15 protein-coding genes are annotated in these 14,841 nt (G+C 63.8%); 9 read left to right on the forward strand and 6 right to left on the reverse strand.

The features are described from left to right. The first annotated feature begins 6 nt into the window (after positions 1 to 6). The 6 genes from C936_RS0110545 to C936_RS0110570 all read left to right on the forward strand — a co-directional run bounded on the left by C936_RS0110545 (position 7) and on the right by C936_RS0110570 (position 5,220). On the forward strand, positions 7 to 1,338 hold the full coding sequence (locus tag C936_RS0110545) for an aminodeoxychorismate synthase component I (RefSeq protein ID WP_018174355.1): 1,332 nt from the start codon (positions 7 to 9) through the stop codon (positions 1,336 to 1,338). Beyond that, complete coding sequence (pabC, locus tag C936_RS0110550) at positions 1,335 to 2,144, forward strand: aminodeoxychorismate lyase (RefSeq protein ID WP_018174354.1); 810 nt, start codon at positions 1,335 to 1,337, stop codon at positions 2,142 to 2,144. The genes C936_RS0110545 and pabC overlap by 4 nt, the downstream gene beginning before the upstream one ends. Beyond that, on the forward strand, positions 2,131 to 3,168 hold the full coding sequence (mltG, locus tag C936_RS0110555) for an endolytic transglycosylase MltG (RefSeq protein WP_018174353.1): 1,038 nt from the start codon (positions 2,131 to 2,133) through the stop codon (positions 3,166 to 3,168). The genes pabC and mltG overlap by 14 nt, the downstream gene beginning before the upstream one ends. After that, positions 3,165 to 3,824, forward strand: coding sequence for a dTMP kinase (gene tmk / locus C936_RS0110560; RefSeq protein WP_018174352.1), 660 nt, complete (start codon positions 3,165 to 3,167; stop codon positions 3,822 to 3,824). Before mltG ends, tmk begins: the two co-directional genes overlap by 4 nt. Further along, complete coding sequence (locus C936_RS0110565; protein WP_018139426.1) at positions 3,791 to 4,798, forward strand: hypothetical protein; 1,008 nt, start codon at positions 3,791 to 3,793, stop codon at positions 4,796 to 4,798. The genes tmk and C936_RS0110565 overlap by 34 nt, the downstream gene beginning before the upstream one ends. Before the next feature lie 83 nt (positions 4,799 to 4,881). Further along, positions 4,882 to 5,220 (forward strand): PilZ domain-containing protein, encoded by a 339-nt coding sequence (locus C936_RS0110570; protein ID WP_018139427.1) that lies wholly within the window; start codon positions 4,882 to 4,884, stop codon positions 5,218 to 5,220. Between the two features lie 21 nt (positions 5,221 to 5,241). Here the strand turns inward: C936_RS0110570 and C936_RS0110575 are convergent, their stop codons facing one another. After that, positions 5,242 to 6,360, reverse strand: a complete 1,119-nt coding sequence (locus C936_RS0110575; protein WP_018139428.1) for an aminotransferase class V-fold PLP-dependent enzyme — start codon at positions 6,358 to 6,360, stop codon at positions 5,242 to 5,244. Positions 6,361 to 6,538: 178 nt separating this feature from the next. Between C936_RS0110575 and C936_RS0110580 the strand changes: the two genes are divergently transcribed. From C936_RS0110580 to C936_RS15135, 3 genes are all read left to right on the forward strand, one after another. Further along, positions 6,539 to 7,900 (forward strand): adenosylmethionine--8-amino-7-oxononanoate transaminase, encoded by a 1,362-nt coding sequence (locus C936_RS0110580; protein WP_018174351.1) that lies wholly within the window; start codon positions 6,539 to 6,541, stop codon positions 7,898 to 7,900. A gap of 223 nt (positions 7,901 to 8,123) precedes the next feature. Continuing rightward, positions 8,124 to 8,822: a LuxR C-terminal-related transcriptional regulator gene (locus C936_RS15130; protein WP_038038767.1), complete on the forward strand. Its 699-nt coding sequence runs from the start codon at positions 8,124 to 8,126 to the stop codon at positions 8,820 to 8,822. Between the two features lie 455 nt (positions 8,823 to 9,277). After that, positions 9,278 to 9,562, forward strand: a complete 285-nt coding sequence (locus C936_RS15135; RefSeq protein ID WP_018139431.1) for a hypothetical protein — start codon at positions 9,278 to 9,280, stop codon at positions 9,560 to 9,562. 138 nt (positions 9,563 to 9,700) lie between these two features. Here C936_RS15135 and C936_RS0110595 read toward each other — a convergent pair whose 3' ends face one another. From C936_RS0110595 to uvrB, 5 genes are all read right to left on the reverse strand, one after another. Next, a complete protein-coding gene (locus C936_RS0110595) occupies positions 9,701 to 10,453 on the reverse strand; it encodes an S-methyl-5'-thioinosine phosphorylase (RefSeq protein ID WP_018174350.1) in 753 nt (250 codons plus the stop codon). A gap of 13 nt (positions 10,454 to 10,466) precedes the next feature. After that, positions 10,467 to 11,018: a hypoxanthine-guanine phosphoribosyltransferase gene (locus C936_RS0110600; protein WP_018174349.1), complete on the reverse strand. Its 552-nt coding sequence runs from the start codon at positions 11,016 to 11,018 to the stop codon at positions 10,467 to 10,469. Positions 11,019 to 11,176: 158 nt separating this feature from the next. Continuing rightward, a complete protein-coding gene (locus C936_RS0110605; RefSeq protein WP_012982643.1) occupies positions 11,177 to 11,545 on the reverse strand; it encodes a DsrE family protein in 369 nt (122 codons plus the stop codon). Between the two features lie 148 nt (positions 11,546 to 11,693). Then, the gene (gene nagZ, locus C936_RS0110610; protein ID WP_018649503.1) at positions 11,694 to 12,701 is read right to left on the reverse strand and encodes a beta-N-acetylhexosaminidase; all 1,008 of its coding nucleotides are present in this window, start codon (positions 12,699 to 12,701) and stop codon (positions 11,694 to 11,696) included. Between the two features lie 78 nt (positions 12,702 to 12,779). Then, positions 12,780 to 14,813: an excinuclease ABC subunit UvrB gene (gene uvrB, locus C936_RS0110615; RefSeq protein ID WP_018174347.1), complete on the reverse strand. Its 2,034-nt coding sequence runs from the start codon at positions 14,811 to 14,813 to the stop codon at positions 12,780 to 12,782. Positions 14,814 to 14,841 lie beyond the last annotated feature (28 nt).

The following is a 14,841-nucleotide window of genomic DNA, read 5'->3' on the forward strand; positions in this document are numbered from 1 at the left end:
GCCCATATGGCAGTCGAACGCCTGGGGCGCGGGATCGATCTGGCGCCCCTGGCCCGGCGCTTTCCGGAGCGCTATCCCCACCTGCTCGAGTCGGCCCTGATTGGTCAGGCGCCGGCTCGTTACTCCATCCTGTTCGCCTTTCCGGGTCTAACGGTCGATGCCCGAACGGATGACGATCTGTTGGCCGTGCTCGATCAGGACCTGAGCGATTCAAGGGCCTCCTCTGAAATCGAGCCGGGTTATGACCATCTGCCTTTTCTCGGCGGCTGGTTTCTCTATTTAGGGTATGAATGGGCATGGCAGCTGGAACCGGCCCTGGGCCGCTGCCGCGCGGATCCCTGGCTGCCCACCGCCCGGGCCATCCGCTTTCCCGCCGCCATCATTGTGGATCACCACGACGATCAGACCTTTCTGGTGAGCGAGGAGGGACCCGACCCGCTCGCGGAGATGCGGGCCGATGTCGAGTTGTGCCGGGAGGATGTGCTGGTGCCAGGGGCCTTGCCGGAGCTCGTGATCGACGAGGAGAAGCCCGAGCGCTATCGCGAGGCGGTGAAGCAGGGACTTGAGTACATTCGAGCGGGCGATACCTTTCAGGTGAATCTGTCGCGCGAGTGGAAGGCCACCAGCCCAGAGGCACTCGATGGGGCTTCGTTGTACGCCCGCCTGCGGCGCGCAAATGCAGCACCGTTCGCCGCCTGGTTGCAGTTTCCCGAGGGTCAGGTGATCAGCTCATCGCCCGAGCGTCTGGTGTCTGTGGACGACGGCGAGGTCGAGACGCGGCCGATCGCCGGCACGCGCCGCCGGGATGACAATGTGGATAAAGACTCCATTCTTTTTAGTGAGCTAAAGGGCAATATTAAAGAGCGATCTGAGCACGTGATGCTGGTCGACCTTGAACGCAACGATATCGGCCGGGTGGCCTCTGCCGGGAGCGTGCGGGTAGCCGAATTGATGACCGTCGAGAGTTACCGACGGGTCCATCACATCGTCTCGAGTATCGTGGGGCGGTTGAAGCCCGGGACACGCGCGGGCGATGTGCTGCGAGCCGTGTTTCCGGGCGGGACGATTACCGGGTGTCCCAAGATACGGAGCATGCAGATCATTCAGGAGCTCGAGGATGGCGCGCCCCGGGGGGCGTACACCGGGTCCTGTGGCTATTTGAGCCGGCATGGGCGCATGGATACCAACATCCTGATCCGTACCCTGGTGCTGCGCGGCAACGAACTGCGCTTTCGTGCCGGCGCGGGCATCGTGGCGGACTCGGATCCCGACCGTGAACTCGCCGAGACCCGCCACAAGGCCCATGGTCTGCTGGATGCACTGGAGAAGGAGGCGTGATCCTCGTGAACGGCGTCGAGAGCTGTGTGCCGGGCGACGATCGGGGTCTGTTGCTGGGCGACGGTCTGTTCGAGACGATCATGATGGAGGGCGGCCAGCCACGCTTGTGGCCTTATCATGTCGCACGGCTTGAACGGGGACTGAAACGACTCGGCTTTCCGCGCGTTGACGCAGCGCTCCTTCGCGAGGAACTGCAGCAGGTGGCGCCAGAGGGGCAGCGTATGGCGCGCATTACTGTGACCAGGGGGCAGGGGCCCCGGGGTTACGCGCCACCCGAAAATGTGGAGATGACGAGGATTGTGTCCGCGGGTCCCGTGCTGCGTCAGTCTCGCGGTGCCGAACCGAAGCCATTGCGTATGGGCTGGTCGCGGGTCGCCATGGCGATTCAGCCCGCGCTGGCAGGGCTCAAGCACACGAGCCGCCTGGAGCAGGTGGTGATCCGGCAAAGCTGGGAGGCCGGTTGGGACGAGGCGGTCGTTTGCGATACGCAGGGGCGGCTGGTGAGCGCCACGCAAGGCAATCTCTGGTGGCGTCAGGGGATGGACCTGTTCACCCCCCCGGTGGACGAGGCGGGGATCGCGGGTACGCGCAGGGCCTGGATATTTGACCATGCGGCTTCCTGTGGCTTCGCCGTGCACGAGCAGAGCGTGGAACCGCAGGCGCTGGATCAGGTGGACGGGCTTTATGTCAGCAATGCGCGCCTGGGATTACACCCAGCCCGCCTGATCGAAACGGACATGCCGGACACGGCGTGGCAGGATGACCCGGTTAGGGTTCTGAGTATGGCGCTCCATGAAGCGGATTAGTGGTCTGATCATCGGAATTGTGCTGGTCGGCGTGATGGCTGGAGGCTGGTGGTTTGCCGATCGCTATTACCAGGATCTCAACCAGCCACTGGCGCTCGACCAGACAGAGCGGTTCCAGCTTGAACGCGGGCAAGGACTGCGTCAGGTGAGCAAGGAGTTCGAGCGGCGCGGTTGGGTCGAGCAAGCCTGGATGATCGAGCTGTACGGGCGGCGCCAGGGACTGGCACCGCGGCTACAGGCGGGCGAGTACGCGGTGGACGCGGGTGCGACCCCGCGCAGCCTGCTGCACGCCATGGCGCGTGGAGAGGTCGTCCAGCATCGATTGACCGTCCCGGAAGGCTGGACGATTGCTCAGGCCCTGCGCGCCTTGCGCCAGCATCCCGAGATCGAAGGACCAGCCGAATCCGTCGGGGTCGATAACCTGCTGGACGCGCTGGGCCTCGAAGAGCTGGAGCATCCCGAAGGCTGGTTCTTGCCGGACACCTACTTCTTTGGCTCGGGGACCGATGCCCTGGATGTGTTGCGGCGCGCGCACCGCGCGATGGATGCCACCTTGCACTCTGCCTGGGATTCCCGCATCGAGGACCACCCGGTCGAGTCACCGTACGAGCTCCTGATCCTGGCCTCGATCATCGAACGCGAGACGGGCCGCGGCGAGGAGCGTGATCGAGTCGCAGGCGTGTTCGTGAACCGGCTCCGCCGCGGGATGCTGCTGCAGACCGATCCGACGCTGCTCTATGTCCAGGAGCCCGGCGTGCAACGGCTCACCCGCGCCGAGCTCCAGCGCGATCACCCCTACAACACCTACACTCGCACCGGGCTGCCACCGACCCCCATCGCCTTGCCGGGACGAGCGGCGATCGAGGCGGCCGCGCAGCCGGCCGAGACGAACGACCTGTTCTTCGTCTCCAGGGGCGACGGCACGCACCACTTCTCCGAAACGTATCGCGAGCATCGCCAGGCCGTAATTCGCTATCAACTCGGCGGCGATGGCAGCCGCTACGGTATCCGGAACCGCCAATGACCACCGACGCATCCAGCAATGCACGCTTCGTGATACTGGAAGGCATCGAAGGCTCGGGCAAATCCACGCAGCTCGCCACGGTGGTGGAGGCCCTGCGCGCCATGGGCATCGAGCCTGAATGCACGCGTGAGCCGGGGGGTACGGCGCTGGGCGAGCGGTTGCGGGGGTTGCTGCTCGATCCCGACCTTCCCGGTATGTGTCCGGAGGCGGAGCTGCTGTTGATGTTTGCCGCCCGTGCGCAACATCTCGCCTCGGTGATACGGCCTGCACTCGCGGCGGGCCGCTGGATAGTCAGTGATCGCTTTACCGACGCCAGTTTTGCCTATCAGGGTGCAGGGCGAGGACTGGGGATGGAGCGCGTGGCCCGGCTGGAAGAATGGGTGCAGGGCGATCTGCGGCCCGACCTGGTCCTGTTGCTGGATATCGATCCGGCCACCGGGCTGGAACGCGCCGTGCAGCGGGGTCGACGGGACCGCATCGAGCGCGAGGCGCTGGATTTCTTCGCACGGGTGCGTGAGGCCTACCTGGAGCGGGCCCGCGCCTACCCGGATCGCTACCGGATTATTGATGGGCATGCCGATCCTGAACAGGTGGCGGAACGGGTTCGTCAGGCGCTGCAAGAGTGGCGCACCAAGATCATGCCCCGGGGCGCCTGATGTCGACCCAGCCACCCTGGCTCGAACCCATCCGCCAGCGGCTCGTGCTGCGCGGGCGGGATGGATGGCTCCCCAGCGGGGTTCTGATCAGCGGGAGCCCCGGGGTGGGCAAGGCCCTGCTGACGACCAGCGTGGTCCAGAGCCTGCTGTGTCAGCGTGTGTCCAGTGATGAACCCGCCTGCGGCGAGTGCAACGCCTGTCGCAGCCTGGAGGGCGGCGTGCACCCGGAGGTACGGTTACTGGAGCCCGCCGAGCCCGGCAAGGATATCCTGGTCGATGCCGTACGCGACGCCACGGAATTCCTCACCCTGAGTGGCTCGGGCGGGGCGCTGCGCGCGCTGATTATCCGTCCGGCCGACGCACTGAACGTCAACGCAGCCAATGCCCTGCTCAAGACGCTGGAAGAACCTCCCGCCGGGGCCACGCTGTTTCTCGAGGCAGCGCGTCCGGCCAGTCTCCCCGCAACCATTCGGAGTCGTTGCCAGCAAGTCGATGTCGCCTGTCCCTCGATAGAACAGGTCCACGAGTGGCTTGCGGCTGAAACCGATCAGTATGAACGAGTCGCGGAGGCTTATGCTGCGAGCCTCAATCGTCCGCTCCTGGCGCGGGAGATCCTGACCGATTCCGCGGCGCTGGAGGCCTGGGAGACCGATCGACAGATCCTGACGGGGCTCCTGAGTGCGGCGGATCTGCATTCCACCGCTGCTGCCCTGCAGCGCAGCGTGCCGGAACGCCTGATCCCTCGCCTGCAGGCCTTGCTGTTGTCGGCGCAGCGCCTGCTACTTGTGGGGCAGCTGGATGCCTTTGGCGAGCAGTTCCCGCGTGAGCGGCTGCTGGACTTCGCACGCGCGCGGGGCGCGCGTCGTCTCGCATGGCTCGCGCAGCAGGCGTTGGAGTGGCAACGCCAGAGTGGCGCAAACCTGAATCCGGCGCTTCGCAGCGAGACCATCGCGCTCGCGCTGGGGCGACGCTGACAGCGAGGCCCCAAAGGGGGGGTGGCGCGCGCCACGCGGGATAGGGGATACTCGCGAGTCCAGACACCGTCACGGGAGGGAACATGGCCGGGCAGGGCATGCTGACCTTGGCAATCAAGGAAAAACCGGCGCTGTACGCCGCGTACATGCCCTTCGTGACCAACGGCGGGCTGTTTATCCCCACGGACAAATCCTACAAGCTCGGGGACCAGGTCTTCCTGCTGTTGTCTCTGCTGGAGGATTCCGACCGCCTGCCGACCCCGTGCACGGTCGTGTGGATCACGCCGCCCAGGGCGCAGGGCAACCGCCTGCGCGGCATTGGCGTGCAGTTCAACAAGTCCGACAAGGGTGTGACGCACCGACGGATCGAGGAACACCTGGGCGGCATGCTCAATTCCGACCGCAAGACCCACACGTTCTGAGCATCCGATCCCTGCGGCCCGTCAGGCCGCGATCCCAAGCGCCTCTTTCACCTGATCCAGGGCACGCCCGATCTGCTGATCCGTCAGGTAGTAGTGGGGCGAGAAGCGGATGCCCCCGCCCCGTACCGCGCACAGGACTCCGCCGGCCTGAAGCCGCGCATAGACGGCGTCGAGATCCGCCGCAGGGGGCCGGAAAGTCAGGATCCCCGCGCGGCGGCCACGCGGCGTAAGCACCTCGCACCCCATCGCCTCCAGCTCCTCGGCCAGGTGGTGCCAGTGGAAGCAGATGTCGTGGTCGATGTTCTCGATCCCGACCTCCAGGAGCAGCGAGAGGCTGGCATGCAGCGCATGGATGCCCAGCATGTTGTGGCTGCCCGGTTCGAAACGGCGTGCCGACGGGGCCGGGGTCAGGCTCGGATTCGCGAAGTCGCCGGCGTGCGCCAGCATGTTCCACCCGTACTCCTGTAACCGGAGCTGGTCGCGAACCTCCGGATTGACGTAGAAGATCCCGATCCCCTCCGGTGCCAGCATCCACTTGTGGCCATCCGCCATCACAAAGTCCGCGTGGCAACCCGGGGCGTCGAAGGGCAGCGCCCCCAAGTGCTGGATCGCGTCGACACAGAACAGGATCCCGCGGGCGCGCAGCTCTGCCCCGAGTGCCTGGATATCCACGCGGATGCCCGAGTCATAGCGCACCGCGCTGGTCGCGACCAGCCGTGTCCGGCGATCGCAGGCAGCCAGCAGGTCGCGTTCGGGTTCATCACCCACCTTGACCTCGCGTACCTCAATGCCAAACCGCTCACCCGCCGCGTGCCAGACGACCCGGTTGGACGGGAACTCCCCAGCGGGAAAGACAATGTTCTCCCCCTCCGACCACGGCAGGCCGAAGGCCACCATCGACAGCGCTTCCGAGGTGTTCTTGACGAAGGCGATATCCGCCGCGTCGCGGGCCCCGATCAGGGCGCGTGCCAGCTCGCGCGTCGCATCCACCTGCTTGAGCCATCGGCCATAGTCCTTCGAGCCCTGGCGTACGTTCTCGCGCGCGAACTCGCAAACGGCCTCTTCCGTACGCCTCGGCCAGGCGCCGACCGCCGCGTGGTTCAGATGGATGATGTCCTGCTGCGGAAATTCGGGATGCATGGGATCCTCCTGGCCGGCAGAAAAGGGTACCTCAGAAGAGGGGGCCGGCTGAATCCCGGGGCGCATGCGCGATGCCTTGTCCGGTCAGGGACCCCCTGCTACTTTCCGCCCATCGAAAACTGGCCCCTCCGGTGCGTTTCCGGCGGCTAGGGGCCCACAGCGCCAAAGAGTTCACCGCATGGATAACGAACAGCTCAAACGCCGGGACCTGCGTGCCCTATGGCACCCCTGTACCCAGATGAAGGATTACGGAGAGGAGGGGACCTTGCCCCTGCTCCCGATTCAGCGCGGGGAGGGCGTCTGGTTGTACGACTTCGACGGCAATCGGTACCTCGATGCCATCAGCTCCTGGTGGGTCAACCTGTTCGGCCATGCAAACCCGCGAATCAATGCCGCGGTGCGCGACCAGCTGGACCAGCTCGAGCACGTGATCCTTGCGGGCTGTACGCATGAACCCGTCGTGGAGCTGTGTGAGCGGCTGATCGACCTCACCCCCGATGGACTCGACCGGGTCTTCCTGGCAGACAACGGCAGTGCCGGCGTGGAGGTCGCGCTCAAGATGAGCTTCCACTACTGGCTGAACAGCGGCCGGAGCGAAAAGACCCGGTTCATACGGCTGTCGAACAGCTACCACGGTGAGACCCTGGGCGCACTTTCCGTCAGCGATGTCCCGCTCTACAGCGCCACCTACAAGCCCCTGATGCTGGATGTCATCACCGTACCGGCTCCGGACTGCTACGAGCGCGAGCCCGGGGAGACCTGTGCCGATGTGGCCCGGCGCCAGTTCATCCATATGGAGGCCGCACTCGCGGAACACGCGGATGAAGTCTGTGCGGTCATCGTGGAGCCCTTGGTGCAGTGCGCAGGGCACATGCGTATGTACGACCCTGAATATCTGCGCCTGCTTCGTGCTGCATGTGACCGTTATGGCGTTCACCTGATCGCAGACGAGATCGCGGTGGGCTTTGGGCGCACGGGCACCATGTTCGCCTGCGAGCAGGGGCCGGTCATCCCGGATTTTATGTGCCTTTCCAAGGGGCTGACAGGCGGTTACCTGCCCATGGCAGCTGTGCTGACGTCGGAGCAAATCTACCGCGCCTTTTATGATGACTATGAGAAACTCAATATGTTTCTCCACTCGCACTCTTACACGGGTAATCCTTTAGCGTGTCGTGCTGCCCTGGCCACGCTCGACATTTTTACTACAGAACCCGTTCTTGAGCGGAACCAGGGGCTGGCCTCCCACATCTCCAAACGTCTTGCTCCGCTTATGGATCACCCCCATGTTTCCGACGTGCGACAACACGGCATGATTGCGGCGGTTGAACTCGTACAAGACAAGGCCTCCCGTACGCCTTACCCCTGGCAGGAACGTCGAGGTCTGGAAATCTACCGGTATGCCCTTGGTCGAGGTGCGCTTTTGCGTCCATTGGGCAATGTCTCGTACCTCATGCCGCCCTACGTAATCACGGAGGATGAGATCGACTTCCTTGTCGAGGTGATGACCGAGGGTATCGACCGCGCCACACATCGGCCTTAACGCCGTCTAATCACTTTGTATGCCCGTTGGATGAGTTTCATCGCGCTGTGCTTGACGGACCATCGGACCTGTGTCTATATACTTTCTAAAAGTGCGCATACGCAGTTGGTACTAGGCCCATCGGAAGGGCACCCGAGGTAAGTCTGAAAAATCTAATCGGTTGACTCGGACCCGCCTCGTCTTTCCAACATCAATGGTTCAAATGTGGAGAGCAGGTGACGTCATGAACGATTCAAACGATGATTCACAAGTACTGATTGTAACGTCGGCATCCCCCCAGTCGGCCCTTTTTATCGAGTACGTTTCCGAGAAAACCAAATGTTCGGTAACGGGACTAGAACCTGGGTCCCCAAAAGTCGCCCAGACGCTCAGGGATTACAGCCTTGCCCTGTTTGACGCCAGTTCCCTTGACGAGCGTGACATTGGGCATGTTCAGCAGGCCGTCGCGGACGGGGCAAAAACGGTCTTTGCCGGATTCAATATTCCCAGCGAGGACGAGGCACTCCGGCTCCTCGATGTGCTGTACCTGCAGGGCATTTTTTACAAGACCGATCAGCTGGACCTGTTGTGCAAGGGGATCCTGTGCCTGCTGAACGGTGACTTCTGGATGTCCCGGCACCTGATGACACGGCTGGTGCGGCTGTATCGTCAGCAGCGCACCAACACCTATCGGCCCGCCTGTGGCTTGACTCAGCGCGAGCTGGAGATTCTGGCCATGCTGGGTTCAGGCGAGACGAACATGAATATCGCGAAACAGCTGTTCATCAGTGAACACACGGTCAAGTCCCACCTGTACAACATCTTCCGCAAGATCGAGGTCAAAAACCGCACGCAGGCGATCAACTGGGCCAAGGATCATCTGGGCGCTCCGCCACCCCAGGTGATGTGGCGTCGCCGTCGTGCCGAGGCGCGCGCCGTCTAACGCGCGCTGGCTCCTGGCCCCTGGGCGGGGCGATAGGGGTGAGGGCGGCTGCAATTGCCGAACCGTCCTCACCAAACGGGTGCAATGCCCGAAGCTGATGTGCCTGCGCCATCAGTCACACCGGGAGCTTAGGACGAACGACTGGCGTAGCTCGCGATCCTCGGTCGAGTCGCACCCACATGGCTCATACTTCTCGCTTGATAACGACCGACAAAGCTCTCCCGGAAAACCACCCGTTATTCTGATGCCTGCTGCCAATCCGACCGCCATACTGCAGTTGGATTAACGGTCGGAGGCCGCCTCATTCCTGCAATTGCCGCAAGGGGCACTCAAGCCTGCCTGGCGGCGATGCCGGAACTTGCACCGACCCGACGCCCGCGATCGGCCAGACATCCTGATCCGTCGTGTTCCTGGCGATCCCTGCCGGATTGCCCCTGGCTGGAGGTGTTCACGCGATGTCGACATCGCCCAACGAATCGCGTATCGGCCTGCAAGCCTCCGGGCCCGAGGGTACTGCGTATTCCATTACATGCACGGTCACCCGAATCCACGACGTCGAGGAAGTGGAATTCGAAGGCGTCGTGCCACTGGAAGTGGAATTTGAAGGGATCGGAGTGGATTGCAGGGTCGTACAACTCAGTGGGCCGGGATATCTGGACCTGGTCCTGACGAAGAATGGGCATGTCACGCGTTCGCGTTGCCATGGTCTGAACAGCACAATGAATCTGCGAATCCGGTGACAGGGGCTCTTGGTTAACGCCACCCATTACGACGCATAATACATATTATGTTAAGTCTGGGATCGGTGAGGGTCAGCTGTCTGTTCTAGCCCGCCTGCTCCCCTGGCCGAAAACGACGATCGTTCCCGGTCCTGCGCCTCAGGACAGCGTCTCGATAACGTGCGTAAGCACATCCTTCACCCGCGTCATCCCTTGATCCAGGTTGCGGCCGATCTCGTCCATGGTGATCTCGCCCTCGGCACGACCGGCCGCCCAGTTGGCGATCACGGCACAACAGGCGTAGTTCAGCTCCAGTTCGCGCGCCAGCGCCGTCTCCGGCATGCCGGTCATTCCCACCAGGTCGCAGCCATCTCGCGCCATGCGGTCGATCTCGGCCGCCGTCTCCAGCCGCGGGCCCTGGGTGGCCCCGTACGTCCCTCGGTCCGTAGCCTCGATGCACAGGTCATCAATCGCATTCAGCAGCGTCTCCCGCACGCCCTGGTTGTAGGGCCAGGTCATGTCGATATGGGTGACCTCTTCGAGGTCGCCGCCTTCGAAAAAGGTGTTGGCGCGTGACCAGGTGTAATCGATGATCTGATCGGGAATCGCGATCATGCCCGGCTTCATCGATTCGGTAATGCCGCCCACGGCGGCCACCGCAATCACGTTGTCGACCCCGGCATGCTTCAGGGCCCAGATGTTGGCCCGGTAGTTCACCTGGTGCGGCGGGATAGTGTGACGTGCGCCATGGCGCGGCAGAAACACGATTTCCGTGTCATTCAGCCGCCCGAAGACCAGCGGCCCCGACGGTTCGCCATACGGGGTATGCATGACCTGCCTGCGGGTAATCTCCAGCGACTTCAGCTGGGTCAGTCCGGTGCCGCCGATCACGGCAAGACGGGGTGTCGACATATGGCGGGTATCCCTAGTGGTTCGAGACGGCAAAGATGCCGGGTGCGTTGCGGAGGTAATCCTGGTAATCCATCCCGTAGCCAAACACGTACCGATTCGGCACCTCCAGGGCCGCAAAATCGACGGTAATGGCCGGATCGCGTTCCGGGTTGGCCTTGTCCACCAGCACCACGGAATAAACTTTCGCGGCGCCCTGCTCTTCGCAGAAAGCCTGGATGCCTTCCAGGGTAATGCCACCGTCGAGGATGTCATCCACGATCACTACGGTGCGCCCCTGGATCGGAGTCTGGGGGCGCGCCAGCCAGTGCAGCTGCTCCCCTCCCCGCGTGCCGCCGCGATAGCGCGTGGCGTGCAGATAGTCGACCTGCATTGGAAACGACCAGCGAGTCAGCAGCCCGCCCATCAGGACGACCCCGCCATTCATCACGCCCAGAACCAGGGGGTTACGGTCCTTGAGCACCTGCGCCGAGCGTTCGGCCAGGCGGTCGATCGCGGTCTCGACTGCATCGCGGCTATAGAGGCAGTCGGCATCTCGGAGCGTTGCACGGGCCTGTTCCGGGCTCATCAAGGGTCCTGCGGTGGGGGGGTGGAGGAAGGATGTTGGCCGAGCGTCTGGCAGACGGCAAGGTCTGGGTCCGGTATGCGCGGGCCCTACAGGGCCCTTAAACGCAACCGGCCGGCACAAGGGCCGGCCGGATGGCAAAGCTACGGACGTGTAGAACCTTAGTAGGTAAAGGTCACGGTGTCGTCGTCCATGGCTTCGGAAATCACGTAGGCGCCGCCCACGGTTTCTTCGATTTCCGGGATCAGGTCGTTGCCCCACAGATCCAGAGTCGGGGTGCAGACCTTCATCACCACGCCGGCTTCGTGGGCGTCCTTCATGAAATCGTAGACGCTCTTGCTGGAGCCTTCCTGGACAAACAGGTTTTCGGCAACGCCCTTCTTGGCCAGCTCGCCGGCACGGCCGGTCATGACGACTTCAACGTCATATTCCATCGCGGCGGCCACGGTGGCCTGGAAGAACGGGGCACCCAGTTCAGACGGGTTGCTCGGATCGGTATTAACCATGACGATCAGGAGCTTGTCGGCCATTTTTGATCTCCAACTTCAGTGGTGAGTGTGAATATTAACAGCTGCTCAAGCGCAAACCGGTGGCGCATTATAGGCGCGCGAGCGCCTGTGCGCCAATGCGCGAGCGCCTGTGCGCCAATGAGTGACTCCCCCGCCGCGGAACGGGGTTTCAGGCCGTCGCTGCCTGACGGGCCGCGAGCCAGTGATGCAGCTGAGCGCGAAGGGCGTGAATTCGCCTGGGTTCATGCGCAGTGGACTGTGCACGCAATGCCTCGACTCTTCGCAATGCCTGGGCATCGAGCGGCTGTCCCTCCTGCGCCTCGAGGATGGCGTCGGCCTGCTCGGGCTGGTTGCAGATCAGCACCATGTCGCAGCCTGCCGCACGCGCTGCCGCGGCCCGTTCGGCCGGGCTGCCGATGGCCTCGGCGCCGGCCATGGCCAGATCATCGCTGAGGATTGCCCCGCGGAACCGAAGTTCGCGGCGCAGGATGTCCTGTAGCCAGATCCGCGAAAATCCGGCGGGCTGGTCATCCACCTGTGGGTACAGGACGTGCGCGGGCATCACGGCATCGAGATCGCCCAGCACCGGGCGAAAGGCCGCGATGTCATCGGCCTCGATCTCGGCCAGCGGGCGGTCATCTACCGGGAGCGCGAGATGGGAATCCGCCTGGACGGCCCCGTGTCCGGGGAAATGCTTGCCCACACTGGCCATGCCGCCGGCCGCGAGCCCGCGAATCAGCTCGCCTGCCAGGCGTGCGATGACATCGGGATCATGGTGGAACGCACGATCCCCAATCACCTCGCTGACGTCGATGTCCCGGTCCAGTACAGGCGTGAAACTGAAATCGATTCCCACCTCGCGCAGTTCCAGCGCCAGCAATTCCCCGGTCGCATGGGCCAGCTCACAGGCCTTGTTGCGATCGTAATCATCGACATGCCCCAGCTCGCGCATGGGCGGGAGCGCGGTGAAACCGTCTCGCAGACGCTGTACGCGCCCACCCTCCTGATCCACCGCGATCAGGATGCCGGGTCGCTCCGCGCGTATCGCATCGGTGAGTGCCCTCACCTGCTCGGGCGTACCGGCGTTGCGGGCAAAGAGGATGACGCCGCCTGTCGCCGGGTGGCGCAGGCGTTCACGGTCTTCCGGGGTCAGTTCCAGGCCTGTCACATCGAGCATGACCGGCCCCAGGGGCAGGGATACGGGAGAAGCCATTGAACCTGTACTCAACTGGCGCTCGTGACCCGAGCAATCTTTTTAGGATAGCGAGGCTTCCGGGCGGAACGCGAGTGCTTTGAGCTTCTCGATGCGGTCACGGATCCGCGCGGCCTCCTCGAACTCCAGGTCGCGGGCCTTCTGGAACATCTCCTGTTCCAGCTTCTCGATCTCCTTGGCGGCCTGCTCCGGGGCGTCGATGTAGTCGGGCGCATCCTCGGCCACCTTCTTCTGGCCACGACGCCGCCCGGAGCCTGGCGTAGCGTTGCGGGCCTCGAGTATGTCGGCGACATTCTTGCGGATGCCCTGCGGGGTGATGCCGTGCGCCTTGTTATGGGCGATCTGCTTCTCCCGCCGGCGCTCGGTCTCGTCGATCGCCCTCTGCATCGATCCGGTCACCTTGTCGGCGTACAGGATCGCCTTGCCGTTCACGTTGCGCGCGGCACGCCCGATGGTCTGAATCAGCGAGCGATCGGAGCGCAGGAAGCCCTCCTTGTCGGCGTCCAGGATCGCCACCAGCGAGACCTCGGGCATGTCGAGGCCCTCGCGTAGCAGGTTGATCCCCACCAGCACATCGAACTCGCCCAGGCGCAGGTCGCGGATGATCTCCATACGCTCGACGGTGTCGATATCCGAATGCAGATAGCGCACCCGCACGCCGTGTTCCGAAAGATAGTCAGTCAGGTCCTCGGCCATGCGCTTGGTCAGCGTCGTGATCAATACACGCTCGTCGCGCTCCACCCGGTCGCGCACCTCGGACAGACAGTCGTCGACCTGGCTGCCCGCCGGGCGCACCTCGAGAATCGGGTCCAGTAGCCCCGTGGGCCGGACGACCTGATCGACGATGGCCCCGGCATGCTCGCGCTCGTACGGCCCCGGTGTGGCGGACACGTAGATGGTCTGCGGCTGCAGGGCCTCGAATTCCTCGAAGCGCAGCGGGCGGTTATCCAGTGCCGAAGGCAGTCGGAAACCGTATTCCACCAGCGTCTCCTTGCGCGAGCGGTCGCCCTTGTACATCCCGCCCACCTGGGGCACCGACACATGCGACTCGTCGACCACCAGCAGCGCGTCCTTCGGCAGGTAGTCGAAGAAGGTGGGCGGCGGCTCGCCCGGTGCCCGGCCGGAGAGATAACGCGAGTAGTTCTCGATGCCGTTGCAGTAGCCGATCTCGAGGATCATCTCCAGGTCGAACAGCGTGCGCTGCTCCAGGCGTTGCGCCTCGACCAGGCGATCCTCCTTGCGCAGGAAATCCAGACGCTCCTTGAGTTCGTCGCGGATATGGTCCACCGCCTCCAGCAGTGTCTCGCGCGGGGTCACGTAGTGCGTCTTCGGGTAGATGGTCAGGCGCGGGACGGTGCGCAGCTGCTCGCCGGTCAGCGGATCGAAGTACGACAGCCGCTCGATCTCGTCGTCGAACAACTCGATGCGCACGGCCTCGATTTCGGATTCGGCGGGATGGATGTCGATGACCTCCCCACGTACCCGGTAGGTGGCGCGCCGCAGCTCGGTGTCGTTGCGGGTGTACTGCAGCTCTGCCAGACGCCGCAGCAGGTCGCGCTGGTCAATGCGATCGCCGCGCTGGAGGTGGAGCACCATCGACAGGTACTTGCGCGGATCGCCGAGGCCGTAGATGGCGGAGACCGAGGCCACGATGATCGCATCCCGGCGCTCCAGCAGGGCGCGCGTCGCGGACAGTCGCATCTGCTCGATGTGGTCGTTGATCGAGGCATCCTTCTCGATGTAGGTGTCCGAGGACGGGACGTAGGCCTCCGGCTGGTAGTAGTCGTAGTACGAGACGAAGTACTCCACCGCGTTGTTCGGGAAGAACTCCTTGAACTCGCCATACAGCTGCGCGGCCAGGGTCTTGTTCGGCGCCAGGATGATAGTCGGGCGTTGCAGGTTCTCGACGACGTTGGCGATCGTGAAGGTCTTGCCCGACCCCGTCACACCCAGCAGGACCTGATGCGCCAGCCCCGCCTCGATGCCATCGATCAGCGCGCGGATCGCCGCGGGCTGGTCGCCGGCAGGCTGATACTGCGATACCACCTTGAATTGTTCGCCTTCATCTGGCTGCACGCCTTATCCTCCGCGCCTGATTTCAGTA

Source organism: Thioalkalivibrio sp. ALJ4 (assembly GCF_000377225.1).
In the GTDB taxonomy this organism is placed as follows: Bacteria; Pseudomonadota; Gammaproteobacteria; order Ectothiorhodospirales; family Ectothiorhodospiraceae; genus Thioalkalivibrio.

Excerpts from the sequence above, each read along its gene's own strand:
- C936_RS0110545 (WP_018174355.1), top strand. The coding sequence starts at position 7 with ATGGCAGTCGAACGCCTGGGGCGCGGGATCGATCTGGCGCCCCTGGCC.
- mltG (WP_018174353.1), top strand. The coding sequence starts at position 2,131 with ATGAAGCGGATTAGTGGTCTGATCATCGGAATTGTGCTGGTCGGCGTG.
- tmk (WP_018174352.1), top strand. The coding sequence starts at position 3,165 with ATGACCACCGACGCATCCAGCAATGCACGCTTCGTGATACTGGAAGGC.
- C936_RS0110570 (WP_018139427.1), top strand. The coding sequence starts at position 4,882 with ATGGCCGGGCAGGGCATGCTGACCTTGGCAATCAAGGAAAAACCGGCG.
- C936_RS0110575 (WP_018139428.1), bottom strand. The coding sequence starts at position 6,360 with ATGCATCCCGAATTTCCGCAGCAGGACATCATCCATCTGAACCACGCG.
- C936_RS0110580 (WP_018174351.1), top strand. The coding sequence starts at position 6,539 with ATGGATAACGAACAGCTCAAACGCCGGGACCTGCGTGCCCTATGGCAC.
- C936_RS15130 (WP_038038767.1), top strand. The coding sequence starts at position 8,124 with ATGAACGATTCAAACGATGATTCACAAGTACTGATTGTAACGTCGGCA.
- C936_RS15135 (WP_018139431.1), top strand. The coding sequence starts at position 9,278 with ATGTCGACATCGCCCAACGAATCGCGTATCGGCCTGCAAGCCTCCGGG.
- C936_RS0110595 (WP_018174350.1), bottom strand. The coding sequence starts at position 10,453 with ATGTCGACACCCCGTCTTGCCGTGATCGGCGGCACCGGACTGACCCAG.
- C936_RS0110600 (WP_018174349.1), bottom strand. The coding sequence starts at position 11,018 with ATGAGCCCGGAACAGGCCCGTGCAACGCTCCGAGATGCCGACTGCCTC.
- C936_RS0110605 (WP_012982643.1), bottom strand. The coding sequence starts at position 11,545 with ATGGCCGACAAGCTCCTGATCGTCATGGTTAATACCGATCCGAGCAAC.
- nagZ (WP_018649503.1), bottom strand. The coding sequence starts at position 12,701 with ATGCTCGATGTGACAGGCCTGGAACTGACCCCGGAAGACCGTGAACGC.